At 68.6% G+C, this 23,916-nt stretch carries 21 protein-coding genes; 15 read left to right on the plus strand and 6 right to left on the minus strand.

Features of this window, described 5'->3' with window-relative positions; translation table 11 throughout:
• Positions 1-17: 17 nt before the first annotated feature.
• From thpR to ASE43_RS00625, 3 genes are read left to right on the plus strand one after another with little or no spacing between them, the layout of a single operon-like run.
• Positions 18-614 (plus strand): RNA 2',3'-cyclic phosphodiesterase, encoded by a 597-nt coding sequence (gene thpR, locus ASE43_RS00615; protein ID WP_057159132.1) that lies wholly within the window; start codon positions 18-20, stop codon positions 612-614.
• On the plus strand, positions 611-997 hold the full coding sequence (locus tag ASE43_RS00620; protein WP_057159133.1) for a hypothetical protein: 387 nt from the start codon (positions 611-613) through the stop codon (positions 995-997). Before thpR ends, ASE43_RS00620 begins: the two co-directional genes overlap by 4 nt.
• 25 nt (positions 998-1,022) lie before the next feature.
• On the plus strand, positions 1,023-1,631 hold the full coding sequence (locus ASE43_RS00625; protein WP_057159134.1) for a YdeI/OmpD-associated family protein: 609 nt from the start codon (positions 1,023-1,025) through the stop codon (positions 1,629-1,631).
• Positions 1,632-1,691: 60 nt separating this feature from the next.
• Here the strand turns inward: ASE43_RS00625 and ASE43_RS00630 are convergent, their stop codons facing one another.
• Positions 1,692-2,486 (minus strand): endonuclease/exonuclease/phosphatase family protein, encoded by a 795-nt coding sequence (locus ASE43_RS00630; protein ID WP_162258736.1) that lies wholly within the window; start codon positions 2,484-2,486, stop codon positions 1,692-1,694.
• 92 nt (positions 2,487-2,578) lie between these two features.
• Entirely contained in the window at positions 2,579-4,375 is a 1,797-nt protein-coding gene (locus tag ASE43_RS00635) for a M14 family metallopeptidase (RefSeq protein ID WP_200956183.1), read from the minus strand.
• Between the two features lie 152 nt (positions 4,376-4,527).
• On the opposite strand from ASE43_RS00635, the gene ASE43_RS00640 reads away from it, so the two are divergent.
• The 3 genes from ASE43_RS00640 (at position 4,528) to ASE43_RS00650 (ending at position 7,563) form a co-directional block, all read left to right on the plus strand.
• Complete coding sequence (locus ASE43_RS00640; protein WP_057159137.1) at positions 4,528-5,154, plus strand: glutathione S-transferase; 627 nt, start codon at positions 4,528-4,530, stop codon at positions 5,152-5,154.
• 153 nt (positions 5,155-5,307) lie between these two features.
• Complete coding sequence (locus ASE43_RS00645; protein ID WP_056174209.1) at positions 5,308-6,936, plus strand: oligopeptide:H+ symporter; 1,629 nt, start codon at positions 5,308-5,310, stop codon at positions 6,934-6,936.
• A gap of 24 nt (positions 6,937-6,960) precedes the next feature.
• Positions 6,961-7,563 (plus strand): rhomboid family intramembrane serine protease, encoded by a 603-nt coding sequence (locus ASE43_RS00650; protein WP_056174211.1) that lies wholly within the window; start codon positions 6,961-6,963, stop codon positions 7,561-7,563.
• A 25-nt stretch (positions 7,564-7,588) separates the two neighbouring features.
• Here ASE43_RS00650 and ASE43_RS00655 read toward each other — a convergent pair whose 3' ends face one another.
• Complete coding sequence (locus ASE43_RS00655; RefSeq protein WP_157499598.1) at positions 7,589-7,786, minus strand: hypothetical protein; 198 nt, start codon at positions 7,784-7,786, stop codon at positions 7,589-7,591.
• 258 nt (positions 7,787-8,044) lie between these two features.
• Between ASE43_RS00655 and ASE43_RS22445 the strand changes: the two genes are divergently transcribed.
• From ASE43_RS22445 to cfa, 5 genes are all read left to right on the plus strand, one after another.
• On the plus strand, positions 8,045-9,055 hold the full coding sequence (locus ASE43_RS22445) for a hypothetical protein (protein ID WP_057159139.1): 1,011 nt from the start codon (positions 8,045-8,047) through the stop codon (positions 9,053-9,055).
• A gap of 59 nt (positions 9,056-9,114) precedes the next feature.
• The gene (locus tag ASE43_RS00665; protein WP_057159140.1) at positions 9,115-9,387 is read left to right on the plus strand and encodes a GNAT family N-acetyltransferase; all 273 of its coding nucleotides are present in this window, start codon (positions 9,115-9,117) and stop codon (positions 9,385-9,387) included.
• A 79-nt stretch (positions 9,388-9,466) separates the two neighbouring features.
• Positions 9,467-10,180: a pseudouridine synthase gene (locus ASE43_RS00670; RefSeq protein ID WP_056174219.1), complete on the plus strand. Its 714-nt coding sequence runs from the start codon at positions 9,467-9,469 to the stop codon at positions 10,178-10,180.
• Positions 10,181-10,275: 95 nt separating this feature from the next.
• Entirely contained in the window at positions 10,276-11,109 is an 834-nt protein-coding gene (locus ASE43_RS00675; RefSeq protein ID WP_200943934.1) for a DUF3298 and DUF4163 domain-containing protein, read from the plus strand.
• Positions 11,110-11,231: 122 nt separating this feature from the next.
• Positions 11,232-12,392 (plus strand): cyclopropane fatty acyl phospholipid synthase, encoded by a 1,161-nt coding sequence (gene cfa, locus ASE43_RS00680; RefSeq protein WP_057159141.1) that lies wholly within the window; start codon positions 11,232-11,234, stop codon positions 12,390-12,392.
• A 105-nt stretch (positions 12,393-12,497) separates the two neighbouring features.
• Here the strand turns inward: cfa and ASE43_RS00685 are convergent, their stop codons facing one another.
• Positions 12,498-13,937 carry an amino acid permease gene (locus tag ASE43_RS00685; RefSeq protein WP_056174223.1) on the minus strand — a complete coding sequence of 480 codons (1,440 nt, stop codon included), beginning with the start codon at positions 13,935-13,937 and terminating at the stop codon, positions 12,498-12,500.
• A 158-nt stretch (positions 13,938-14,095) separates the two neighbouring features.
• On the opposite strand from ASE43_RS00685, the gene ASE43_RS00690 reads away from it, so the two are divergent.
• The 3 genes from ASE43_RS00690 to ASE43_RS00700 all read left to right on the plus strand — a co-directional run bounded on the left by ASE43_RS00690 (position 14,096) and on the right by ASE43_RS00700 (position 17,079).
• The gene (locus tag ASE43_RS00690) at positions 14,096-15,157 is read left to right on the plus strand and encodes a hypothetical protein (RefSeq protein ID WP_200943935.1); all 1,062 of its coding nucleotides are present in this window, start codon (positions 14,096-14,098) and stop codon (positions 15,155-15,157) included.
• A gap of 81 nt (positions 15,158-15,238) precedes the next feature.
• Positions 15,239-15,544 carry a hypothetical protein gene (locus ASE43_RS00695; protein WP_056174225.1) on the plus strand — a complete coding sequence of 102 codons (306 nt, stop codon included), beginning with the start codon at positions 15,239-15,241 and terminating at the stop codon, positions 15,542-15,544.
• 221 nt (positions 15,545-15,765) lie between these two features.
• Positions 15,766-17,079 carry a glycerophosphodiester phosphodiesterase family protein gene (locus ASE43_RS00700; RefSeq protein ID WP_200956184.1) on the plus strand — a complete coding sequence of 438 codons (1,314 nt, stop codon included), beginning with the start codon at positions 15,766-15,768 and terminating at the stop codon, positions 17,077-17,079.
• Between the two features lie 271 nt (positions 17,080-17,350).
• On the opposite strand, the gene ASE43_RS00705 is transcribed toward ASE43_RS00700, so the two are convergent.
• Together ASE43_RS00705 and ASE43_RS00710 are read right to left on the minus strand one after the other, a co-directional pair.
• Positions 17,351-18,202 carry an NAD-dependent protein deacetylase gene (locus tag ASE43_RS00705; RefSeq protein WP_056176520.1) on the minus strand — a complete coding sequence of 284 codons (852 nt, stop codon included), beginning with the start codon at positions 18,200-18,202 and terminating at the stop codon, positions 17,351-17,353.
• Positions 18,203-18,645: 443 nt separating this feature from the next.
• Positions 18,646-20,850, minus strand: coding sequence for a M3 family metallopeptidase (locus ASE43_RS00710; protein WP_057159142.1), 2,205 nt, complete (start codon positions 20,848-20,850; stop codon positions 18,646-18,648).
• A gap of 512 nt (positions 20,851-21,362) precedes the next feature.
• Here ASE43_RS00710 and ASE43_RS00715 point away from each other — a divergent pair.
• Complete coding sequence (locus ASE43_RS00715; protein ID WP_235568619.1) at positions 21,363-23,447, plus strand: amidohydrolase family protein; 2,085 nt, start codon at positions 21,363-21,365, stop codon at positions 23,445-23,447.
• Positions 23,448-23,916 lie beyond the last annotated feature (469 nt).

Raw genomic sequence — 23,916 nt, forward strand, 5'->3', positions numbered from 1 at the left:
GGCGCTACACTGACGGCATGCAACAAGACTCCTTGTTCGGCCCGGCGCCCGCGGCGCGTTCCGATATCCATCGTTTGTTCTTCGCGCTGATGCCGGACACGGCCACGCGCGAGCGCATCGCCGGCCTCGCGCCGGCCTTGCGCCAGCGGTACCAGGGCGGCGGGCGCCTGATCGGCGCTCACCGCTATCACCTGACCCTGCAGTTCCTCGGCGATTTCGGCGCGCTGCCGCAGGCCATCGCCGAACGCGCCGCCACGGCCGCGCAGACCCTGCGCCTGCCCGCGTTCGAGCTGTCCCTGGACCGCGCCGGCAGCTTTCGCAACCACGCCATTCCGTGGTGGCTGGGTTGCGAGCACCCCGCGCCGGGCCTGACCGAGTTGTGGGAGCGTCTGGGCGTGGCCCTGGCCAAGGCCGGCGTGCGCATCGAATCCGGCCATCGCGCGCATGCGCCGCACGTGACCATCCTGCGCGATGCCGAACGCGCGCTGGCGCCGACGCCGATCGAACCGATCGCGTGGCGGGTGGACCGCTTCGTGCTGGTGCATAGCCTGTTGGCCGCGCAAGGACAGAGTCGCTACGACATCTTGGGCGAGTGGCCGCTCGCGGACGCATGAAGACGCTGGCGCTCGCCTTGCTCGCGGTCGCGACGCTGTCGGCCTGCGGCGCGGACGAAACCTTGCAAGGCCATTGGGTGGTGGACCTGGACGCGACCGTCGCCGAGGCGCGTCGGGGCGGCCGCAGCGAGCGCGAGATCGCGTTTCTGCGCGAGCTCTACGGCCGCGGCCTGCTGGAGATCACCGACGACGCCCTGGTGATGCGCGTGCTCGGCGTGCCCGACGCGGTGGCGCGCAACTACCGCGAGCTCGAGCGCGACGGCGACTGCCACCGTCTGCAGGTGCAGGGCAGCGCGCCCAGTCACCGCTACTGCCTGCGCGACGGCCGCTTGATCGTCGACGATCCCGGTGCCACGCTCAGCCTGGTGTTCAAGCGCCAGTGAGCCACGCCGGCCCCGGGAGCCCGTCATGCCCCAGCACGACCCACGCATCGACGCTTACATCGCCCAGGCCGCCGAGTTCGCCCGGCCCATCCTCGAACAGGTACGCGGCGTGGTGCATAAGGCCTGCCCGGAGGTCGAGGAAACCCTGAAGTGGGGCATGCCCAGTTTCGTCTACCACGGCCGGATCCTGTGCGGCATGGCCGCGTTCAAGCAGCACGCCAGCTTCGGTTTCTGGCAGGGCGCCCACATCGTCGGGCCGGATGGTCGCAAGGGCGAGGAGGGGATGGGCCAGTTCGGGCGGCTGACCCGGCTCGCCGATCTGCCGGGCAAGCGCGAGCTAGGCGGCTACGTGAAGCAGGCGATGGCCCTGATCGACGCGGGCGTGAAGCGGCCCACGACCAAGAGCGCGCAACCCAAGCCGCCGCTGGCGGTGCCCGAGGACCTTGTGGCGGCACTGAAGAAGAACGCCCCGGCGCGCAAGACCTTCGAGGCCTTCCCACCCAGCCACAGACGCGAGTACGTGGAGTGGATCGTCGAAGCCAAGCGCGAGGCGACCCGGCTCAAGCGCGTGCAGCAGGCCGTGGAATGGCTGGCCGAAGGCAAGCACCGCAACTGGAAGTACATGCAGCGCTGAGCGGCGCCCGCTGGGTCCGCGCGTCGGTCGCTGCGCGGCGGTCGCGTCGAGGCGTATCCGTCACGGAGCGGTCGGCGGCGTCATGCGCAGCACGGCATGCAGGCCGTAGTGGTCCGACGCCCACACGCCGTCCGCATCCGGTGCGTCGAACAGAATCTCGGCCTGGCTGGGCGCGAACGCGTCGGGCTGGTACCAGACATGGTCGATGCGCAGCGGCGCGTACTGATTGAGGTTGAGCGTGCTGTGCTCGCGGGCGTCGTCGGCGATGCCCGGATGCAGCGCGCCGTAGACGTTGCGGAAGCGGCGGCCGAACTCGGCGAACTCGGGCGCGTGCTCGGGGGCGTTGAAATCGCCGGCGACCAGGCTGGGCGCGCCGCCGGCCGTGGCGTCGATGTAGGCCAGCAGATCGTCGATCTGGCGCCGACGGATCGCGCCGCCTTCGGGCTTGTAGTGCAGGTGAGTGGCGTAGACGTTGACTACGCGTCCGTTCACCTCGACGCGGGCGTGGGCGACGGTGCGGTAATCGTCGGCGGGCTGCAAGGGCTTCCAATCGAAGGCCAGCAGCGGGCGACGGCTCAGGATCGCGTTGCCGTAGCGGCGCGCCACGTCGGTGGCGTCCACCGAAACGAAGTAGGCGCGGTAGCCCAGCGCATCGGCCAGGGTCTGGGCCTGGTTGGGCAGGGTCTGGTGCTGCAGCACTTCCTGCAGCGCGATCACGTCGGGTTGCAGGCGGCGCAGCTCGGCCACGATCTGGCGCTGGCGCGCCGGCCAGTCGCTCTTGTCGTGCCAGAGATTGAGGGTAACGACCGAAAGCCCGCCGTCGGCGGGTGCCGCTTGCGGTTCGGCGGCCGGCAATGGCGCAGCCGCCAGCATCGCCAGCAGGGCGACGCCGCCCAGCAGCCGCGCGGCCAGGCGCCGCGACGCCGGCCCGCCGATCGTCCGCGCGCTCAGCGCGGCACCGTCGCGATGCGCAGCACCGGATACAGGCGGTAGCTGTCGTCCCAGGACGAGTGGCGGCGGTAGAAGAACTCCAGGCGCGCCTGCGCATCCTTGGCGAAGGCCGGGTCGGATTTCAGCTTCTGCTCGAACGCGGCCTTGAGCTTGGGATCGGCGGCGAGCATCTCGCGCGCGACTTCCTCGGCCACGTAGTCCTCCATGTACTCCTTGCGCTCGAAGGCGTTGTTGAACTCGCCCCAGGCCGCCAACGCGTCCGGCGCCTGCGGTTCCAGCAGGGCCATGGCCAGGCGCGCCTTGGGCTGGGCGATCGGCACGAACAGGGCGCCGGCGCCGACGTTGCGCAGTTCCGGCTTCCACTCGCCGGTGGCGGTGAGGCGTTGGTGGCCTTCCACCGACTGCGCGCCGAACTCGGCCTTGTCGGCGCGGAAGGTTTCGACCCGCGCCTTGGGCAGCGCGCCGTCGAGGCGACGGTAGGCGATGCCGTGCTGGTCGAGCTTGGCCGCGACCCAGGCCGCGTGCGCGGCCGGCACCAGGTAGCCGCCGCGCGGCGCCTTGACCGTGAGGCTGGGCTGGACGTCGTCCTTCATCGGGATGTTCCAGACCTGGGGCGTGGTCTCGTCGTAGCGCGTCATCAGCGCGCCGGAGATCTCCGAGGGCGTGCGCGTGTAGGCGTAGCCGCGGAAGGCGACAGTGCGGGTCTTGGGGCCGGCCTTGTAGTCCAGCGCCACCGGCTGACCGCCGAGCTTGGTTGCGCGCTGATCGGCGGCGGCGGTTTCGCGCTGCCAGGCCGCGCCCTGCGCGCCGACCAGTTCCATCAGCGCGACCACGGTGTTGCGGGTGATGCGCACGCGGGTCGGGTAGTCCTTCCAGGAATGGGTTTCGACCAGCATGGCCAGGCGGTTGCGCAGTTGGAAATAGCCGTGCGAGAAGCGCGGCGGAGCGACGCCGTCCTCGAAGCCGGAGCTGGGATCGTCGTTCTGCACGAACGAGGGGTAGTAGGGCAGCGGCAGCGAACCCTGCGCGGCCAGGCGCTGGATCACGCCGTCGCGCAGCGCGGTGCCGGCCTTGCGCAATGCGGCGTCGCCCGACTTCACCGGCTCGACCTGGATCGACACGTCGTGCTCGAACTTGGCGCCGTCGGTCACGTGCAGATCGACGTAGACCAGCGGGTCCCAGGCGTCGACCAGCTTGAGCATGGACTGCATCTCGATGCTGTCGGCCTTGAGGTAGTCGCGGTTGAGGTTGTAGTTCTGGGCGGTGGTGCGCCAGCCCATTTCCTCGGGGCCGCGCTGGTTGGGGCGGTTCCAGCGCGCGAAGCGCTCGTGGCCGTCGACGTTGAACACCGGCACGAACAGCAGCACCTGCCTGGCCAGCGCGCCGGGCGCGGCGGCGCCGTCCAGGGCCTCGCGCAGGGCCAGGAAACCGGCGTCCTTGCCGTCGATCTCGCCGGAATGGATGCCGCCCTGGACCAGCATCACCGGCAGGTTCTTGGCCTTGGCCGCCTGCGGGGTGAACGCGCCGGCCGGCGACACGATCAACACCTTCATCGGCCGGCCCTCGGGCGAGGTGCCGAAATCGGCGCAGCGCACCGCGTCCGGATAACGCAGCGCATAGGCCTCGCACAGCGAGATCACTTCGTCGTAGCGGCCGGTCTTGGTGAAGCCGCTGCGCTCGGCGACGGTGCTTAGCGAGGTGTCGGCGGCGGCGACGGGCAGGGCGCTGGCGAGCAGCGCGGCGAGCAAGAGCGTGCGGGTCATGCGGGGTCTCTCTCCCAGGTCTGCCCGCATGGTAACGGAGCCTCCGGGCCAAGGCTGTGCACGGTTGGCACACTGCTGACAAGCGGCGTCAGCACATTCGAAACGCAATGCGCGCGCTCCACGCGGCAGCGTACGGGCCGGGGCCTGGCTTAAACTGCCCGACCGTTTCCAGGGATGTCCGCATGTACGCGCTCTACTACTCTCCCGGCGCCGCCAGTCTGGTCGTGCATTGGCTGCTGATCGAACTGGATCAGCCGCACGAATTGCGTCTGACCGACATCGACAGCGGCGCGCACAAGCGCGCGGACTATCTGGCCCTGAATCCGGCCGGCCGGATTCCGACCCTGCTGGTCGACGGCCAGCCGCTGCACGAGACCTGCGGCCTGTTGCTGCTGCTCGGCGACCGCCATCCCGAGTCCGGCTTCGCGCCCGCGCCCAGCGATCCGCGCCGCGGCGCTTACTACCAGTGGATGCTGTACCTGGCCAACGCGGTGCAATCGCCGCTGCGGTTGTGGTGGTACCCGGGCGACGTCGGCGCCGATCCCGAGGCCGTGCGCGCGGGCGTGCGCGAGCGCGTCGAGGCGGCCTGGCAGCACATCGACGCGCACCTGGCCGCGCATGGCCCCTATCTGCTGGGCGAGGGCCCGGGCATCGCCGATTTCTACCTGACCATGCTGATGCGCTGGACCCGCAACATGCCGCGCCCCGGCCACGACTGGCCGCACTTGGGCGAGCTGGCCCGACGCATGAAGGCGCGGCCCTCGTTCCGCACCTTGTACGAGCGCGAAGGCCTGAGCGAATGGGCTTGATCGCCTAGGCCCCAGCGGCGCCCCGGCTGTGCCGTATCTGGCCGCCGGCGACGCCGGCACGGGCTCCCGGCCGAGCGGCCGATGCGGCCCCCGGCGGCCCGGCCGCGACGATCGGTTAGGCTTAGCGGACCGCAACCGCAGGACCGCCCGTAGATGAGCCAAGCTGCCACCGCCCGCGCCGATTCGCAGGGGCGCATGCCCCGCCAGATCGCCTACATCATCGGCAACGAGGCGGCCGAGCGCTTCAGCTTCTACGGCATGCGCAACATCCTGACCTCGTTCCTGGTCGGGACCCTGTTGCTGGCGTCCACCTCCGACCTGGCCGAGCGCGAGCACCTGGCCAAGGAGGTGTTCCACAGCTTCATGATCGGCACCTACTTCTTCCCCTTGCTGGGCGGCTGGCTGGCCGACCGCTATTTCGGCAAATACAACACCGTCATCTGGTTCTCGCTGATCTACTGCGCCGGCCATGCCTGCCTGGCGCTGTTCGAGCACAGCCAGACCGGCTTCTACACCGGTTTGTTCCTGATCGCGTTCGGCGCCGGCGGCATAAAACCCCTGGTGGTGTCCTTCGTCGGCGACCAGTTCGACCAGAGCAACAAGGCCAAGGCCAAGCTGGTGTTCGACGCGTTCTACTGGACGATCAACTTCGGCTCGCTGTTCGCGTCCTTGCTGATGCCGATCTTCCTGCGCGAGTACGGCCCCAGCGTCGCCTTCGGCATCCCCGGCGCGCTGATGTTCCTGGCCACCCTGATCTTCTGGCTCGGCCGCCACCGCTACGTGCGCGTGCCGCCGACCCGCGACACGCCCGATCCCGATTCGTTCTTCAACGTCGCCCGCACCGCTCTGACCACGTCGGCGCCGGGGCAGGGCAACCCCGGCGCGATCGTCGCCTGCCTGGGCGTGGCCCTGGCGCTGGCCGCGGCCTCGCTGAGCTTCGTGCCGGCGATGGGCTTCGTCAAAAGCGTGTGCCTGGCGCTGGGCCTGCTGATCGGCTTCGGCGGCTACGGCATCTCGCTGCAGCTGGACCGCGCGCGCGGCAAGCATTCGGCGGTGGCGGTGGACGGCGTGCGCGCGGTGCTGCGCATCGTGATCGTGTTCGCCCTGGTCACCCCGTTCTGGTCGCTGTTCGACCAGAAGGCCTCGACCTGGGTGCTGCAGGGCCAGAAGATGGTGGTGCCCACCGACCTGTGGTGGTGGCCGACCTGGCTGATCTCCGGCGAAGGCGGCGCGCGCGCCGCGGCCTCGCAGATGCAGGCGATCAATCCGCTGCTGGTGATGCTGCTGATCCCGTTCAACAACCTGGTGCTGTACCCGGCGCTGCGCCGGGTCGGCCTCAACCCGACGCCGCTGCGGCGCATGGGCTTCGGCATCGCGATCTCCGGCCTGTCCTGGATCGTCGCGGCGGTGCTGCAGCTGTACCTGGACGCCGGGCACCCGATGTCGCTGTCCTGGCAGATCCTGCCCTACGTCCTGCTGACCCTGGGCGAGGTGCTGGTGTCGGCGACCGCGCTGGAGTTCGCCTACAGCCAGGCGCCGCAGTCGATGAAGGGCGTGATCATGGCGCTGTGGTATCTCACCAGCACCTTCGGCAACCTGTGGGTGATGCTGACCAACGCGGCGGTGCGCAACGCCTCGGTGACCGCTCACATCGCCGGCACGGGCCTGAGCGAAAATGCCTTCCTGATGTTCTTCTTCGCCGGATTCGCCTTCGTTGCGGCGGCCGCGTTCGGGCTATACGCGCGGCGCTATCCGATGCAGGACCATTACCGAGCCGCCTGACGTAACGCCGCGAGACCCGACCCGATGCTGACCTATGTACTGATCGCCGCGACCGTGCTGGTGTCTTGGCTGGCGTTCGATAACCCCAAGGCGAAGCAGCGCCTGCTGTTGTGGCCGCCCGCGGTGGAGCGGCATCGTCAGTACGACCGGCTGCTCACCCATGGCTTCGTCCACGCCGATTGGCAGCACCTGCTGTTCAACATGCTGACCTTGTATTTCTTCGGTCTCAGGGTCGAGGATGCCATGACCCAGTCGGTGGGTCCCGTCGTGTTCGTGCTCTTCTATCTGTCGGCGATCGTGGTCGCGATCCTACCCAGCTACCTGCGCCATCGGCGCGATGCCGGCTACAGCAGCCTGGGCGCTTCGGGTGGCGTGTCGGCGGTGCTGTTCGCCGGAATCCTGCTGCAGCCCTGGACGCTGGTCTTCATTCCGATCCCGATGCCGGCGATCGTGTACGCGGTCGCATACGTGGCCTATTCGTTCTGGATGGACAAGCGCGGCGGCGACGGCATCAACCACAGCGCCCATCTGTCGGGCGCGATCTACGGCGTGTTGTTCATGCTGCTGATGGATCCGCGCGTGGGCCCGTCCTTCCTGCAGCAGCTGAGCAACCCTCAGTTCCGCTGATCGCGCCCTTCCCCTAAGACGGGGGTCAGGCGGCCCAGCGGCTCTCGATGCGGGGCAGGGCGTCCAGTTCCGGAATGGTCTCGCCGTAGGCTTCGGCCAGGCGGCCGTAGATGGCGGCGTCGAGCTGCATCAGCTCCTGGGCATCGCCTTCGCCGGTGCGCACCAGGTCGTACATGCGGGTGACCAAAGCGTCGTCGCTGACGGTATTCATGGGTAGGTTCATGGACATGCGCCTTCTCCTCTCACTTTCCCTTTCTGGTAACGGAAAGAACGCAGAAACCATGCCAGCGTTTGTGGCGGCTATCACCCGGAAAATGTGACGTACGGTGTCAACGCTGGCCGTTCAGGGCCGGTCGGGGCTGACGCGCTGGGGCGGCCGGGCGGGGCGTCGCTCACCCGGCTTGAATGCCCTGCGTGTTACCACCGGTACAGCGGTGGCACCGCGCCGCCGCCCCCTCGGAGACGCCACAGGAGGCAAGGCATGGCGACCAAGAAAGCCGCCAAGACCGTCAAGAAGGCGCCCGCCCGCAAGGCGGCGGCCAAGAAAACGGTACGCAAGACCGCCGCGCGCAAGGTGCCGGCCCGTAAGACCGCGAAGAAGGCGGCCAAGAAGACGACCCAGCAGGTCGTCAAGAAAGCGGTCAAGCAGGCCGCGAAGAAGGCGGTGAAGAAGGCCGCGAAGAAGACCGCGAAGCCGGCGGCCAAGAAGGTCGCGGCCAAGCAGGCGGCGAAGAAGGTCGTCAAGCGCAGCGCGGGCAAGGTCGCCACGGCGCGGCCGTCGGCCAAGCCGGCGCCGGCCAAGAAAGTCGTCAAGCCGGTCGTGGCCAAGAAGACCGCCGCCAAGTCCGCGTCCGCGAAGCCGGCCGTCGCCAAGCAGCCGGTGGCCGTGCCGCGGCCCGCCGTCGTCCGGCCCACGCCGCAACGCAGCCCGGTGGCTGCGCCGCGGCCCGCCGTCGTCCGGCCCACGCCGCAACGCAGCCCGGTGGCTGCGCCGGCCCAATCCAAGCCCACGCGCGCCGCGCCGGCGGCCAAGGCCGCCGCGAAGCCGCGCGCCGAGCCAGCGGTCACCGCACCCGCCGCGACCTCGGCCGTTGCCGTGCCGGCGCTGGGCGCAGCCAAGCCGGCCGCGCGCACGCCGGTCGGGAAACCGATGGCGGCCTCCGCGCCGGTGCCGGCGGCCGCGCAGCGCAGCGCCGCCGCGCAGGCCAAGGAGGCTGCAGCGGAGGCCGAACGCAGCCGCCCGATCACCCCCGAGCAGGCCCTGGCCAATACCCGCCAATTGTTGGAGGCCAAGCAGGAACACGACCGCCAGCCGCCGCCCTGGCAGCACCTGGATCCGCAGCACGGCCAGGCCCCGCAGCAGGGCAGCGAGTCGCCGGGCGCCGCCGCCAAGGCCGAGGAACTGCACGCCGCCGAGAGCCGCATGCAGGCGATCCAGGGCAGCATCGGCACCCAGGATCGACGCAACCAGGGCAAGCGCGATAATCGCTGACCCGAGCACCGCGCCGGGCCCGCCATGCGCGGGCCCGGCGCCCCCCACCAGGAACCGCCATGCCCGATATCCACCACGACGCTCCCAGCGGCCGCTTCTCGACCACGGTCGACGGCGAGCTCGCCTACCTGGACACCCGCCTGGACGGCCACCATCTGGTGATTACCCACACCTGGGTGCCGGAAGTGATCGGCGGGCGCGGCATCGCCGGCGGTCTGGTCCGGGCGGCGTTCGAACATGCCCGTGCCGCTGGCCTCAAGGTCCGGCCGGCCTGCTCATACGCGGCGGCCTGGATCGAGCGCCATCCTGAATTTTCCGACCTGCTGGGCTGAGCCCGACGCTGCACCGCGGCCCAAGGTGTGACAGCATGCGCGCCCGTCCCAGACCGGCGCGCCCCGCGTCCGATTCCGCATGCGCCTGAACAAACACATCAGCGACACCGGCCACTGCTCGCGCCGCGAGGCCGACCGCCTCATCGCCGAGGGCCGGGTGGCCGTGAACGGCGTGCGCGCCCGGATCGGCGCCGAGGTCGGCGAGGACGACGAGGTCCTGGTCGACGGCCAGAAGCTGCGCACCCGCGTGGCCATCAAGGGCCAGCGCCAGCACGTCTACATCGCCCTCAACAAGCCGACCGGGGTGACCTGCACCACCGAGTCCACGGTCAAGGGCAACATCGTCGACTTCGTCGGCCACGAGCGCCGGATCTTCCCGATCGGGCGCCTGGACAAGGAGTCCGAGGGCCTGATCCTGCTGACCAGCAACGGCGACATCGTCAACGAGATCCTGCGCGCCGAGAACAAGCTGGAGAAGGAATACCTGGTGGCGGTGAACCACGAGGTCACCCCCGAGTTCCTGCGCGGCATGAGCCGCGGCGTGCCGATCCACGGCCAGACCACGCTGCCGTGCAAGACCGGCAAGCTCAACCGTTTCGGTTTCCGGATCGTGCTGGTGCAGGGCTTGAACCGGCAGATCCGCTTGATGGCCGAGCACTTCGGTTTCCGGGTCAAGCAGCTGATGCGGGTGCGCATCGGTAACGTCAAATTGGCATACCTCAAGCCCGGCCAGTGGCGCAATCTGACCGACGCCGAACTGCAGGGGCTGCTGCCGCACCGCAGCCAGTGGTGATCGGCCGCCGCGCTTAGCGCGAATTCGGCGGGCTTGTGCATGCGGGCATCACGGTTTCGACGATAATGTCCGCGGGAACACCAAAGGATTGCCCCATGAAGTCCGTTATCGCCCGGCGCGCCGTCGCCGTCACTGTGCTTTGTCTGGCCATGGCCGCGTGCAAGCGCGAGGCCGCCGCCCCGACCACGGCCGCCGCGCCGGGCACGACGCCCGCGGCCGCCACGCCCGCGGCCGTGCCTGCGGTCGAACTCAAGGACGTGGTCGAGACCACGCCCGACTACATCATCGGCATCAGCTACCAGACCCCGGCGGCCAAGTACCCGGGCCTGGCGGCCGAGCTCAAGCGCTATGCCGACGCCGCGCGCACCGACCTGATCGAAGCCGCGCAGGCGCGCAAGAAGGGCGAGGGCAGCGCGCCCTACGACCTGTCGCTGAACTTCACCGAGGTGCTGGATTCGCCGACCCTGGTGGCGGTGGCCGCCGAGGGCAGCAGCTACACCGGCGGCGCCCACGGCTCGCCGCTGATCGCGCGCTTCGTGTGGCTGCCGCAGCAGAACCAGATGCTCAAGGCCACCGACCTGGTGCCGGACAAGAAGGGCTGGGATGCGATTTCGCGCTACGTGCGCGAGCAACTGCATTCGGCGTTGTCGCAGCGCGTCGACGCCGACGACCTGGCCCCGGCCGAGCGCGCCGAGGTGGTCGAAAGCGCCGGCCGCATGATCGACGACGGCACCGACGCCGACCCAGCCAACTTCGCTCTGTTCGAGCCGGTGGTCGCGCCGGACGGCAAGCTGAGCGCATTGCGCTTCGTGTTCGCGCCCTACGAGGTCGGTCCGTACTCCGACGGCACCCAGACCGTGGAAGTGCCGGCCAGCGTGCTGCTGCCCTACGTGGCACCGACGTACAAGGCGCTGTTCGCGGGAAGCTAGGAACGAGTAGCGAGTAACTAGCAACTAGTGGCGATAGGTGGGAGTAATCACACAGGCACGGCCTTTACTCGTTCCTGTTTAATCTCCACTCGTTGCTAGCTTTCAGCTGGATCGGAGCCACCATGCCCGCCACCTTGCGCAATCGGGTCGTCGCTCTATTGGCGCTAGCCGACGTCCAGGTCGATGGCGACCGTCCCTGGGACATCCAGGTCGACGACGAGCATTTCTATTCGCGCGTGATCGCGCAGGGTTCGCTCGGCCTGGGCGAGTCCTACATGGACGGCTGGTGGCGCTGCGCATCGCTGGACGGGATGCTGTACCGGCTGCTGCGCGCGCATGTGGACGAACGCGTGCACGGCTGGAGCGCGTTGTTCGACGGCCTGCGCGCGCACCTGATCAATCTGCAAAGCCGCAAGCGCGCGTTCGCGGTGGGCGAGCGTCATTACGACCTGGGCAACGACCTCTACCGCGCCATGCTGGGGCGGCGCATGGTCTACAGCTGCGGCTACTGGCGCGATCGCGGGGGCGCGCCGCTGCAGGACCTGGACCTGGCCCAGGAGGCCAAGCTGGACCTGGTCTGCCGCAAGCTCGGTCTGGCGCCGGGCATGCGCGTGCTCGACATCGGTTGCGGCTGGGGTGAGGGTCTGAAGTTCGCCGCCGAACGCTACGGCGTGAGCGGCGTGGGCGTGACCATCTCGCGCGAACAGGCCGAGTACGCGCGCGAGCTGTGCGCCGGGCTGCCGGTGGAGATCGCGCTGCAGGACTACCGCGATCTGCAGGGCGATGCGCTGGGCGGCGGCCGCGCCGACGGCCGTTTCGACCGGGTGTTCTCGCTGGGCATGTTCGAGCACGTCGGCGTGCGCAACTACGCGATCTATTTCGACGCCGCGCGGCGCGCGCTCAAACCCGACGGCCTGTTCCTGCTGCACACCATCGGCGGCAACCATTCGGTCACCCATACCGATCCCTGGATCGGCAAGTACATCTTCCCGAATTCCATGCTGCCCTCGGCGCGCCAGATCGCCGAAGCGGTCGAGCAGCGCTTCGTGATCGAGGACTGGCATAACTTCAGCGCCGACTACGACCTGACCTTGCAGGCCTGGCGCGCCAACGTCGAGCGCGCCTGGCCGGAGCTGGACGCGCGCTACGACGAACGCTTCCGGCGCATGTGGCGCTTCTACCTGGCTGGCGCCATGGCCAGCTTCCGCAGCCGCCACGCCCAGTTGTGGCAGCTGGTGCTGTCGCCGGAGGGCGTGCCGGGCGGCTACGTCGCGCCTCGCTGAAGGCGAGGAGTGAGCGTAGAGGAGTGAGAAGTGAGCGTAATGCTTTTGCTCACTTCTCACTTCTCACTTCTCACTTCTCACTTCTCACTTCTCGCTTCTCGCTTCTTACTTCTGCTCCAACGCCAGCTTGCTGTGCCGAATGCCGTAGCCGAAATACACCAGCAGGCCCAGCGACAGCCAGATCAAGAAGATCAGCCAGGTGATCGCCTGCAACTCGGACAGCAGCCAGATCGAGAAGGCGATGCCGATGATCGGGATCAGCGGGACTAGCGGAGTGCGGAAGGAGCGCTCCAGGTTCGGCTTGCGCACGCGCAGCAGCCACACCGAGGCGCAGATCACGATGAAGGCCGAGAGCACGCCGATGTTGACCAGCTTGGCGACCTCGCCGATCGGCAGCAGGCCGGCGACCAGGGCGGTGAACACGCCCAGCACCACGGTCGGGCGGTGCGGCGTGCCATAGCGCGGGTGGATCTTGGCGAACCAGGCCGGCAGCAGGCCGTCGCGCGACAGCGAGAACCAGATCCGCGCCGCGCCCAGCATGAAGGCGAACAGCACGCTGGCGATACCGACCACGGCCGAGAAGGCGATGGTCTTGGCGATCCAGGGCAGGCCCAGCGCCGCGAACGCGTCCGACACCGGCGCATCGCCGCCCAGGGTGGAGTAATGGGCGATGCCGGTCAGCACCAGCGAGACCGCCAGGTACAGGATCATCGACACGCCCAGCGACAGCAGCACCGCGCGCGGCAGATCGCGCTGCGGGTTCTTGGATTCCTCGGCCGCCGTGGTCAGGGTGTCGTAGCCGAACACCGCGAAGAACACCACCGCCGCGGCGGTACCGACGCCGGCGAAACCGAAGTGGCCGACGCCGTCGGCGCCTATCACGCGCTCGGGAATAAACGGCGTCCAGTTGGCGGTGTCGATGTAGAACACGCCCACGCCGATCACCAGCAGCACCGCCAGCACCTTGATCGCCACGATCAGGGTGTTGAAGCGCGCGCCCCATTCGGTGCGGAACACCAGCAGGGCCGAGACGGCCAAGGTGACGGCGGCCGCGATCACGTTGAACACGCGGCCTTCGCCGGTGCCGATCGCGCCCTGCGCCCACACCGGCAAATGGATGCCCATGCCTTCCAGCAGCACCTGCACGTAGCCGGACCAGCCTATCGCCACCACCGCCACGATCAGCGCGTACTCCAGCAACAGGTCCCAGCCGATCAGCCAGGCCGGCAGTTCGCCCAGGGTCGCGTAGCTATAGGTGTAGGCGCTGCCGGTGACCGGGATCATGCCGGCGAACTCGGCGTAGCACAGCGCCGCGGCGGCGCTGGCGATGCCCGCGATCAGGAACGACAGCGCGACCGCGGGGCCGGCGTTCTCGGCGGCCTGATGGCCGGCCAGCACGAACACGCCGACGCCGATGATGCCGCCGATGCCGATCGCGGTGAGCTGCCACAGGCCCAGCACGCGCCGGAAATCCGATCGCTTGCCGATATCGGCCTGAAGTTGCTCCACCGACTTGTGCCGCAAGATACGCGCCAACAGGCTCATCCGCTGTCCTCCCCAGTGATCGCCGCATCATAGCCGCTGTCGCCCCGGACGGTGGCGCATGGGCGGTTCGATACGGCCAGAGCCCGCGCGTCACAGCCGCGTCGCCGCCGCGTTTTTCCTGTCACCACGCCAACAGGCGCACCACAGGAGAGATTCGAATGAGTATCCGCTGGAACCGCACCTTTTCCGACCTGATCCGGCGCAGTCGTCCGGCGTATTGGGGCAACTGGGCGCTCAATGCGCAGATTCGGCCCGGCGCGGTGGGCATCGTCGATGCCGAAACCGGCGACTTCCGCCTGGTCCGGGAGCAGCTGCCCAATGTCGAGCTGCTGCACACGGCGACTTCGAGCTCCTGGCAGCTGATGTCCGAGCGCGTCTCGCGCACCGAGGCCAGCGTCGACGTGAGCGCCGAGGCCACCGATCCGGATTCGGGCATCAAGGGCGAGGCCGGGCTGGAGGTGAGCTGGTCGATGGCCAACAGCAACTCGATCGCCTCGGAGTTCTCGCTGCGCCAGGAGTCCTTCCTGCGCGATCTCACGGTGGTCGAGCGCAGCGTCGATTGGCTGGCCGAGCAGGCGCAGTCGGTCGGCTTCGGCGGCAACGGCCAGATCGCCCAGGGCTTCGGCGTGGTCACCAATGTGATCTTCGCCAACAGCGGCCTCAATGTGGGCTCGCAGTCCAGCGACGCTTCGTTCTCGATCGCCGGCCGCGCCAGCGCGGTCCAGGAGATGCTGGGCGGCGCCAGCGGCAAGGGCTCGTTCAGCTCGATCCGCAAGGCCCGCGACGTCGACCGCCACCTGTGGCCGGATCAGGCCAACACCCGTCCGGTCGAGCCGGTGCCGATCGCGTACTCGTTCGCGTCCTTCGACGGCCGCCTGCTGATGCCCAACTGGATCGGCAAGCTCGGCGGCTTCCAGATCTTCTTCAACAACCGTCCGGGCAGCACCTACATCACCCGCATCCTGCTGACCTACAACACGCCCAGCGGCCCGCGCCGCGAGCAGTTCGAGATCAGCGGCGGGCTGTCGCGCACGATCGGCAACATCCCGCTCGACGCCACCGACCTCAACCTCGACGTGACCTTCGTCGGCATGATCAATTCCGATCGTTACCGCCGCCATTGGGCGCGCCCGCTGGGGCAGTGGTTGACCGGCCAGCGCCATGTCGAGATGTCGGGCGTGTGGCCCGGCGCCACCCACTTCTCGGTGCTCGAAGAGTGATCGCCGCCGCGGTCGCCCCGGCGGCCGCGGCTTACTCCGCCCACATCCGCGCAAGGGCGCCGCGCGCCCGGAGCCACCCGTATGACTTACACCTACGTCAACGAAATCAGCGCCAAGAAGATCTCCAAGCTCGGCGATCCGGTCACCGCCGAGGCCCGGCTGCAGGCCATCGACACCCTGTGCACCGAGACCGAGCCCACCGAAGGCGATCAGGTCAACCAGTGGCTGCTGGTGCTGAAGCAGAACGGGATCGTCGCCCAGAAATGGAAGAGCAGCCTCAACGGCATCGAGATCTATCCCGGCGGCAAGCGCAGCGAGGACCGTCTGGCGATCACCGTGGCCGACGGCACGGTGACCGCGGTCAACGCCTGGATCAGCGAACACTGAGGAACGCGCGGCCCGGCGCGAGGCCGGGCCGCAGGGGCAGGGCCGTCCGCGTGCGCAGGCGTTGTCGCCGCCGGCGCGCGCGGCCGGCGCGGAATGCGCCGGCGGTCGCAGTCCGGCGATCGCGGGCATGGACGGTCAAGTGCGCGCAATGTTCGGCCGCGAGCATGGCGGTGCCGGCACGCAGGGGCGCCGGTCTTCCCCCACGCCCGAGGTTGTCCGCCATGACCCCGCATTGCACTAAGCTGGCCCGACTGTTCGGCGCCGTGCTGTTGGCCGCCGTCAGCGCCGCCGCCTGCGCCGAGATGCCCACCGTGACCGACCGCTCGCCCGACCGCGCCGCCGACCGGCACGCGCCCGACCGCCACGGCCTGATCGTGATCGGCCACCGCGGCGCCAGCGGCTACCGCCCCGAACACACGCTGGAGTCCTACCGCCTCGCGATCCGCATGGGCGCCGACTTCATCGAGCCCGACCTGGTCGCGACCCGCGACGGCGTGCTGGTCGCGCGCCACGAGAACGAGATCTCCGGCACCACCGACGTCGCCGCGCATCCCGAGTTCGCCTCGCGTCGCGTCACCAAGACCATCGACGGTGTCGCCGTGACCGGCTGGTTCACCGAGGATTTCACCCTCGCCGAGCTCAAGACCCTGCGCGCCAAGGAGCGCATCCCGGCGATCCGTCCGGCCAACACGCGCTTCGACGGCATGTACCAAATCCCGACCTTCGCCGAGGTGGTGCGCCTGGCCCAGCGCGAGAGCCGCGGCGGCCGCCGCATCGGCATTTATCCGGAAACCAAGCACCCGACCTATTTCGCCCACGAAGGCCGCCGCATCGACGGCACCCCGATCGCGACCTCGCTGGGCGCCAAGCTGATCGAAACCCTGGTGACGGAAGGCTTCACCGATCCGCGCCGCGTCTATATCCAAAGCTTCGAGATCGAGAACCTGATCGAGCTCAAGACCCGGATCATGCCGCGCGCCGGCGTCGACCTGCCGCTGGTGCAGCTGTACGAGGACTTCCAGAGCCGGCGCCCGTACGATCTGGCGTATCACGTCGCGCGCGGCGACGATCTGGGCGCGATCTATGGCGACTTGAACCAGCAGATCGAAGGCGGGCTCGGCGCGAACACGCGCTATGCCGACTTCGCCACCGAGCCGGCGCTGCGCTGGATGAAGGGGCATTACGCCAGCGGCGTCGGCCCGTCCAAGAGCAGCCTGTTGCCGCGCCTGGCACTGGACCCGAAAGTCGACGCCGACGGCGACGGCAAGGCCGAGTTGGGCACGCGCAATACCGGCGTGGTCCATCCCATGCTGGCTTGGGCGCTGAAGGCCGGTTTGGTCGTGCATCCGTATACGGTGCGCGCCGAGGAAGCGTTCCTGAGCCAGGGCCCGAACGGCATCGCCCAGACCGCGCTGGCCGAAGCCGTGCAGCTATACGGCCTGGGCGTGCAGGGCTTCTTCATCGACCAGCCCGACATCGGCGTGGCCGCGCGCGACATCTTCCTCGACCTGCATCGTCCACTGCGCGAGCGGTGAGGGCGGCGCGAACCACCGCGCGGCTTCAGTCGAGGCGGCGGCTCGCTCCTCGGTGCTTGCGCCGCACCGGACCCGACGTGGTCGCGGCACGCGCCGCTCCTACTCCTAGGCGGGGGCGGCTCCGCGTTGCAGGCTTTCTGTGGGAGCGGCGTAAGCCGCGATAGCGCAACTACCGCCACCAGCGCAGTTGTACGCATGACGCGATCGCGGCTTACGCCGCTCCCACAGGAGGCAAAAGGGCGGGCTATTGGCGCGAGGCGCGAGTACAGCGTCACGCCGCCAGCGCGAGATCCAAGGTCGCCGCGCAATCGGCTTCCAGCTTCAAGGTCGCGATGTCGTCGGCGCGGGTCACGCCGCGGTTGAGCAGGGCCAGCGGCAGCCCGGCCTCGCGCGCCGCGCGCGCGAAGCGGAAGCCGGAATACACCATCAGCGACGAGCCCACCACCAGCATCGCATCCGAGGCCTGCAGGGCTTCGTGGGCGGCGGCGACGCGCGCGCGCGGCACGTTCTCGCCGAAGAACACCACGTCGGGCTTGAGCAGGCCCGCGCAGACCTCGCAGCGCGGCGGCACGAAATCCTCGAAGCGTACGTCTTCCAGATCGGCGTCGCCGTCGGGCGCGCTGCGCGCGCTCAACGCGGTCCATTCGGGATTGTTCGCCGCCAACTCCTCCTGCACCGCCGCGCGCGAGCGTCGCGCGCCGCAATCCAGGCAGACCGCCTCGTCCAGACGGCCGTGCAGATCGATCACGTCGGTACTGCCCGCGCGCTGGTGCAGGCCGTCGACATTCTGCGTCAGCAGCCGCGACAGCCCGCCGCGCGCCTGCCAGCGCGCGAGCGCGGCGTGGCCCGCATTCGGCTGCGCGCGCGCGAACCAGGGCCAGCCGACAAAACTGCGCGCCCAATAGCGCGCCCGCGTCGCCGCCTCGCCGACGAAAGCCTGATAGGTGACCGGCGGCTTGCGCTGCCATTGGCCGTCTTCGCCGCGGTAATGCGGTATCCCCGAGCCGGTGCTGACGCCGGCGCCGGTAAGCACGAACACGCGACGATGTCCGTCCAGCCAATCGCGCAGCGCCTGTGCGGCCGCGTGCGGGTCGTGGCGGTCGGAGTCGGGTAGGGTGGTCATGGCGTCCATTCTAGAGCGCTGGGCCGGATCGCTTCGCTGCCGCGGAAAGCAAATCTCCCCTAACCCCTCTTTTTCAAAGAGGGGGATCGTGTCGGAAAGGAGCCGCTCCGACTCACCACGCCCGCATTTGCCTCTAGCCTCCCCTTTGAAAAAAGGGAGATTGAGGGGGATTTGCTCCCCCGAGTCCGCAGCCACCACGCACTGGAACGCCGGCTCGGACCGCTTCGCTGCGGCGGAAAGCAAATCTCCCCTAACCCCTCTTTTTCAAAGGAGGGGGACCGTGTCGGAAAGGAACCGTTGCGACGCAACGCCGCCGCATTTGCTTTCAGCCTCCCCCTTTGAAAAAGGGGGATTGAGGGGGATTTGCTCTTCACCTTCCTGACGACCGCCCAAAAAAAACCGCCCGGATCGCTCCGGGCGGTTGCGGTGCGTAAACCGGAGGATTACTCCTTGGAGCCGGTCTTGACCGGGCTGCCGCCGGCCGGCGCGGTCAGGCCGCGGCGCTCCAACAGCGGCTGGATCTGCGGCTCGTGGCCGGAGAAGTCTCGGAACAGCTGCAGCGCGTCCTTGCTACCGCCCTGCGAGAGCAAGGTGGCGCGGAAGCGGTCGCCGTTCTCGCGGGTCAGGCCGCCGTGCTCCTTGATCCACTTGACCGTGTTCGCGTCCAGCACTTCCGACCAGATGTAGGCGTAGTAGCCGGCCGCGTAGCCGCCCATGATGTGGCTGAAGTACGGGGTCTTGTAGCGCGGCGGGACCGGCGCGTAGCTGACGCCGTCCTTCTGCAGCGCCGCCGCTTCGAAGGCCATCACGTCCTTGGCCGCCGGGACCTGGTCCGGGCTGCCGATCTGGTGCCAGTTCTGGTCCAGCATCGCCGCGCCGAGGTACTCGGTGGTGGTGAAGCCCTGGTTGAACTTGGACGAGGCCAACACCTTGTCCAACAGCGCCTGCGGCATCGGCTCGCCGGTCTGGTAGTGCTTGGCGTAGTTGGCCAGGATCGACGGCCAGTCGGCCCACATCTCGTTGACCTGCGACGGGAACTCGACGAAGTCGCGCGGCACATTGGTGCCGGAGAAGTAGGGATACTTCACGTTCGAGAACATGCCGTGCAGGGCATGGCCGAACTCATGGAACATGGTGGTGACCTCGTCCCAGGTCATCAGGGTCGGCTTGCCGGCCGGCGGCTTCGGGATGTTGAGGTGGTTGGCCACCACCGGCAGCGTGCCGTACAACTGCGACTGGTCGACGTAGGAGTTCATCCAGGCGCCGCCGCGCTTGCTGTCGCGGGCATACATGTCGGCGATGAAGATCGCCAATTGCTTGCCGTTGGCGTCGAACACGTCGTACACGGCGGTGTCGGGGTGGTACAGCGGCAGGTCGGTGCGGCGCTTGAACTTCAGGCCGTAGAGCTGGCCGGCGGCGTAGAACACGCCGTTCTCCAGCACGTTGTTCATCTCGAAGTACGGCTTGAGCTGCGCTTCGTCGAAGGCGTACTTCTCCTGGCGCACCTTCTCGGCGTAGTAGGCCCAATCCCAGGGCTCAAGCTTGAACGAGGGCTGGCCCTTGGCGGCCTGCTCCTTGTCGATCATGGTCTGCAGATCGGCGGCTTCGAGCTTGGCGTTGGCGACCGCGGCCGGGGCGAGCTGGCCCAGCATGTCGTTGACCGCCTTCGGGGTCTTGGCGGTCTCGTCCTCGAGCACGAACGCGGCGTAGTTCGGGTAGCCCATCATCTTCGCGCGCTCGGCGCGCAGCTTGACGACCTGGGCGACGATGGCGGTGTTGTCGAACTCGTTGCCGCGGCTGCCGCGTGCGACCGAGGCGCGATACAGCTTCTCGCGCAGGGCGCGGTTGTCCAGGTCGGTTTCCGGCGGCTGGCCGGTGGTGTTGAGCAGGGTCAGCACGTACTTGCCGTCGAGCTTGCGCGTCTTGGCCGCTTCGGCCGCGGCGGCGATGCGCTCGTCGGACAGGCCTGCCAGCTCTTCCTTGGTGTCGACGGTGATCGCCGAGGCGTTGACCTCGCCCAGCACGTTCTGGCTGAACTTGGCACCCAGCCCGGCGAGTTCGGCGTTCATCTCCTTGAGCTTGGCCTTGTCGGCCTCGGACAGGTTGGCGCCGCTGCGTACGAAGTCGGTGTAGTAGCGCTCGATCAGGCGCACGCCCTGAGCGTCGAGGCCGAGCGAGTCGCGGGTTTCGTGAAGCTTCTTGATGCGTGCAAACAGCTTCGGGTTCAGCGAAATCGCGTCGCGGTGCGCCGACAGCTTCGGCGCGTATTCGGCCTGCAGCTTCTCGCGGGTCGGGTTGGTGTCGGTGCCGACCAGGTTGTAGAACACCGAAGTCGAGCGGCCGAGAATGCGGCCGGACTGCTCCAGCGCGATGATGGTGTTGTCGAAGGTCGGCGCGTCGGGGTTATTGGCGATCGCCTCGACTTCCTTGATCTGGTCGGCCATGCCGCGATCGAAGGCCGGCGCGAAATCGCTGTCCTTGATCTTGTCGAACTGCGGATACTGCAGCGGCAGCGGGCTCTGAGCGTAGAACGGGTTGGCGGTTTGCGCGCTCACGGCGGTGTCGGCCTTTTTAGCGGGGGACGCGGCATACGTGGGGGCGGTGACGCTCAATGCCACGGCCAGCGCCAGGGCGAGGGGGTGCTTCATCGGACGGACCTTGTCGAAAGGAACCCTGAAGCCTACCGGATGGGGTCTGCGCCGACGTATGACTAAAGGCATGGTTGCCGCGGGCCGGCCGCTGCGGCAAGGCCGAACGCCTGGTCGGAAGCTGCCTGAACCGGCGACTTCAGGCACATACGCGCCGGGGGCCCTGGCTTACACTGCCGGGCACGCACAGGCCGGGGCAGGGCGCATGGGACAGCGCAACGAGAGGCGTGGATCGCGGCATTCCCATCGCCGGGGCCGGGTATGAACCCGCCGCCGGTACGCGTCTTCACCTGCTCGGCGCACCTCGCCGACCGCCGTGCGCGTCCGCATTCCATGCCTACCCGGGCTTGCGCATCGAAAGCCGGCATTGCGATCCAGGCCGCCGCGGCGTCGCAGATGCCGGCGGAGACGCCGTCATGATCCCCACACCTAAAACGCGCGCGGTCACATCCGCGGCCGCGCCCGCGTCTTTTACCCACCTCCCCGAGACGAGCGAAACGACGATGACCTTTGTGCTTACGACGTCCGCGATCCCCCATCCGATCCGTCCGCGCCGCGCCTTGGCCCGCCTGGCCTTGGGGCTGTGCCTGAGCGCCTGCTTCGTCAGCAGCGTGCTGGCGGCCGAGACCACGCGTTACCTGGCCCTGGTCGACGGCGGCAAACAGGCCGGCCATCAGACCGTGACCCGCGCCGACGACGGCAGCATCGCCGTCGACTTCATCTTCAAGGACAACGGCCGCGGCCCCGAACTCAAAGAGACCTACACCCTCGCCGCCGACGGCACCTACCAGACCTACGCGGTCAAGGGCACCTCGACCTTCGGCGCGCCGGTGGACGAGAGCTTCTCGATCGCCGACGGCAAGGCCAAGTGGAAATCCACGTCCGACCAGGGCGAGCAGGCCGCCGCGGCGGGCGCGCTGTACTCGCCGCTGGGCGGCACCCCGGCCGGTTTCAGCGTCGCCCTGGCCGCGCTGAGCAAGCGCAGCGACGGCAAGCTGCCGTTGATCCCCAGCGGCAATCTGACCGTGCGCAAGGTCGGCGAAGCCGAGGTCGTGCGCGACGGCAAGAAGCAGAAGGTGCAGCTGGTCGCGATGACCGGCGTCGGCCTCACCCCGACCTTCGCCTGGGCCACCCAGGGCGAGAATCCGCGCTTGTTCGCCTACATCTTCCCGGGCTTCCTGCAGTTGATCGAGGAGGGCTGGCAGGGCAACGCCGACGCCTTGGAAACCCAGCAGAAAGTCGCCGAGGGCGAGGCCCTGGTCGATCTGCGCAAGCGCCTGGGCCATCCCATCGCCGGCAGCACCCTGATCCGCAACGCGCGCGTGTTCGACAGCGAGCACGCCAAGCTCGGCCCGGCCTCCGACGTGCTGCTGCGCGACGGCCGCATCGTCTCGGTCGAGGCCGGCGGCGCCACCAAGGTCAAGGCCGACCGCACGATCGACGCCGGCGGCAAGGTGCTGTTGCCCGGCCTGTTCGACATGCACGGCCACGTCGGCCGCTGGGACGGCGGGCTCAACCTCGCCGCCGGCGTCACCACCGTGCGCGACATGGGCAACGACAACGCCACCTTGCAGCAGATCCTGGGCGAAATCCGCGAGGGCAAGCTGATGTCGCCGGACGTGGTGCCGGCCGGCTTCATCGAGGGCGAGAGCAACTTCTCGGCGCGCAACGGCTTCGTGATCAAAGACCTGGACGGCGCCAAGAAAGCGGTGGACTGGTACGCCGAGCACGGCTATCCGCAGGTCAAGATCTACAACTCCTTCCCCAAGGACCTGCTGCGCGACACCGCCGCCTACGCCCACAGCAAGGGCCTGCGCGTAAGCGGCCACGTGCCCGCCTTCATGCGCGCCCAGGACGTGGTGGAGCAGGGCTACGACGAGATCCAGCACATCAATCAGGTGCTGCTGAACTTCTTCGTCGACGACAAGACCGACACCCGCACCCTGACCCGGTTCTACCTGGTCGCCGACAAGACCGCCGACCTGGATTTCGATTCCAAGCCGGTCCAGGACTTCATCGCGCTGCTGGCCAAGAAGCAGACCGTGATCGATCCCACCCTGACCACCTTCGATTTCCTGCGTCAGCGGCCGGGCGAACTGTCGCAGGCCTACGCCGCGGTCGCCGCGCATCTGCCGCCGGACCTGCAGCGCGGCCTGCGCGTGGCCGAGATGAACATCCCCGACGACGCCACCGCCGCGCGCTACAACAAGTCCTACGGGAAGCTGGTCGAGTTCGTCGGCCGCCTGTACAAGGCCGGCGTGCCGATCGTGGCCGGCACCGACGCGATCCCGGGCTTCACCCTGCAGCGCGAACTCGAGCTGTACGTGCAGGCCGGCATGACCCCGTCGCAGGCGCTGCAGATCGCGACCTGGAACGGCGCCAAGTACTCGCGCACCCTGGAAGACCGCGGTTCGATCGCGCCGGGCAAGCGCGCCGACCTGATCCTGATCGACGGCGATCCGACCGCCAACATCGCCGACATCCGCAAGGTCGCGCTGGTGCTCAAGGGCGAGGTCGCCTACTACCCCAGCGAGATCGACGAAGCGCTGGGCATCAAGCCGTTCGCGGCGCCGGTGAAGGTCGGCGGCGCGCAGTAAGCGCAAGCGAATGGACCGTCGCCGACACGGCGGCGGTCCATTCCACCGGCCCCGCTTTGGGGTAGCAGCGGCGTAAGCCGCGACCGCGCCACCGCGACTGCCCGCGCAATCGCGACTCACGTCGCTCCCACAGACAGCGGTCGCGTCCGTGCCCGGCTCCGGGCCTAAAGGTAGGAGCGGCGCAGGCCGCGACCGCGCCGTTTCCGTTGCGGCGTCAGCTTCGTTTAGCGATTCGGGAGTCGGTGACCGCGGCTTTTTAAGGTCTGCCGAGCCCGCCACGGCCCGTGCTTGCACGCGCCGCTTCGTCGGCCCGTTCGGTGGCACGCGCGATTCGACCGGCGTCGGCCCGGTGGTTCGCGGTTGCGGCTCGCGCCGCTCCTAGCCGAGCAGGGCCAGGATTTATACGTATAAATTCAGTTATTTCATTTAGTTGCGCGATTTTTATCGCGTAGTCTTGCAAGCGCGACTT

Source organism: Lysobacter sp. Root983 (assembly GCF_001429345.1).
GTDB lineage: Bacteria > Pseudomonadota > Gammaproteobacteria > Xanthomonadales > Xanthomonadaceae > Lysobacter.

Bases quoted from the DNA above. Each gene is read 5' to 3' on its own strand.
- ASE43_RS00625 (WP_057159134.1), top strand. From the start codon at position 1,023: ATGCCCCAGCACGACCCACGCATCGACGCTTACATCGCCCAGGCCGCC.
- ASE43_RS22445 (WP_057159139.1), top strand. From the start codon at position 8,045: ATGGCGACCAAGAAAGCCGCCAAGACCGTCAAGAAGGCGCCCGCCCGC.
- ASE43_RS00640 (WP_057159137.1), top strand. From the start codon at position 4,528: ATGTACGCGCTCTACTACTCTCCCGGCGCCGCCAGTCTGGTCGTGCAT.
- ASE43_RS00675 (WP_200943934.1), top strand. From the start codon at position 10,276: ATGAAGTCCGTTATCGCCCGGCGCGCCGTCGCCGTCACTGTGCTTTGT.
- ASE43_RS00635 (WP_200956183.1), bottom strand. From the start codon at position 4,375: ATGCGGGCAGACCTGGGAGAGAGACCCCGCATGACCCGCACGCTCTTG.
- ASE43_RS00670 (WP_056174219.1), top strand. From the start codon at position 9,467: ATGCGCCTGAACAAACACATCAGCGACACCGGCCACTGCTCGCGCCGC.
- ASE43_RS00620 (WP_057159133.1), top strand. From the start codon at position 611: ATGAAGACGCTGGCGCTCGCCTTGCTCGCGGTCGCGACGCTGTCGGCC.
- ASE43_RS00650 (WP_056174211.1), top strand. From the start codon at position 6,961: ATGCTGACCTATGTACTGATCGCCGCGACCGTGCTGGTGTCTTGGCTG.
- ASE43_RS00665 (WP_057159140.1), top strand. From the start codon at position 9,115: ATGCCCGATATCCACCACGACGCTCCCAGCGGCCGCTTCTCGACCACG.
- thpR (WP_057159132.1), top strand. From the start codon at position 18: ATGCAACAAGACTCCTTGTTCGGCCCGGCGCCCGCGGCGCGTTCCGAT.
- ASE43_RS00705 (WP_056176520.1), bottom strand. From the start codon at position 18,202: ATGACCACCCTACCCGACTCCGACCGCCACGACCCGCACGCGGCCGCA.
- ASE43_RS00710 (WP_057159142.1), bottom strand. From the start codon at position 20,850: ATGAAGCACCCCCTCGCCCTGGCGCTGGCCGTGGCATTGAGCGTCACC.
- ASE43_RS00655 (WP_157499598.1), bottom strand. From the start codon at position 7,786: ATGAACCTACCCATGAATACCGTCAGCGACGACGCTTTGGTCACCCGC.
- ASE43_RS00690 (WP_200943935.1), top strand. From the start codon at position 14,096: ATGAGTATCCGCTGGAACCGCACCTTTTCCGACCTGATCCGGCGCAGT.
- ASE43_RS00645 (WP_056174209.1), top strand. From the start codon at position 5,308: ATGAGCCAAGCTGCCACCGCCCGCGCCGATTCGCAGGGGCGCATGCCC.
- ASE43_RS00695 (WP_056174225.1), top strand. From the start codon at position 15,239: ATGACTTACACCTACGTCAACGAAATCAGCGCCAAGAAGATCTCCAAG.
- cfa (WP_057159141.1), top strand. From the start codon at position 11,232: ATGCCCGCCACCTTGCGCAATCGGGTCGTCGCTCTATTGGCGCTAGCC.
- ASE43_RS00685 (WP_056174223.1), bottom strand. From the start codon at position 13,937: ATGAGCCTGTTGGCGCGTATCTTGCGGCACAAGTCGGTGGAGCAACTT.
- ASE43_RS00700 (WP_200956184.1), top strand. From the start codon at position 15,766: ATGACCCCGCATTGCACTAAGCTGGCCCGACTGTTCGGCGCCGTGCTG.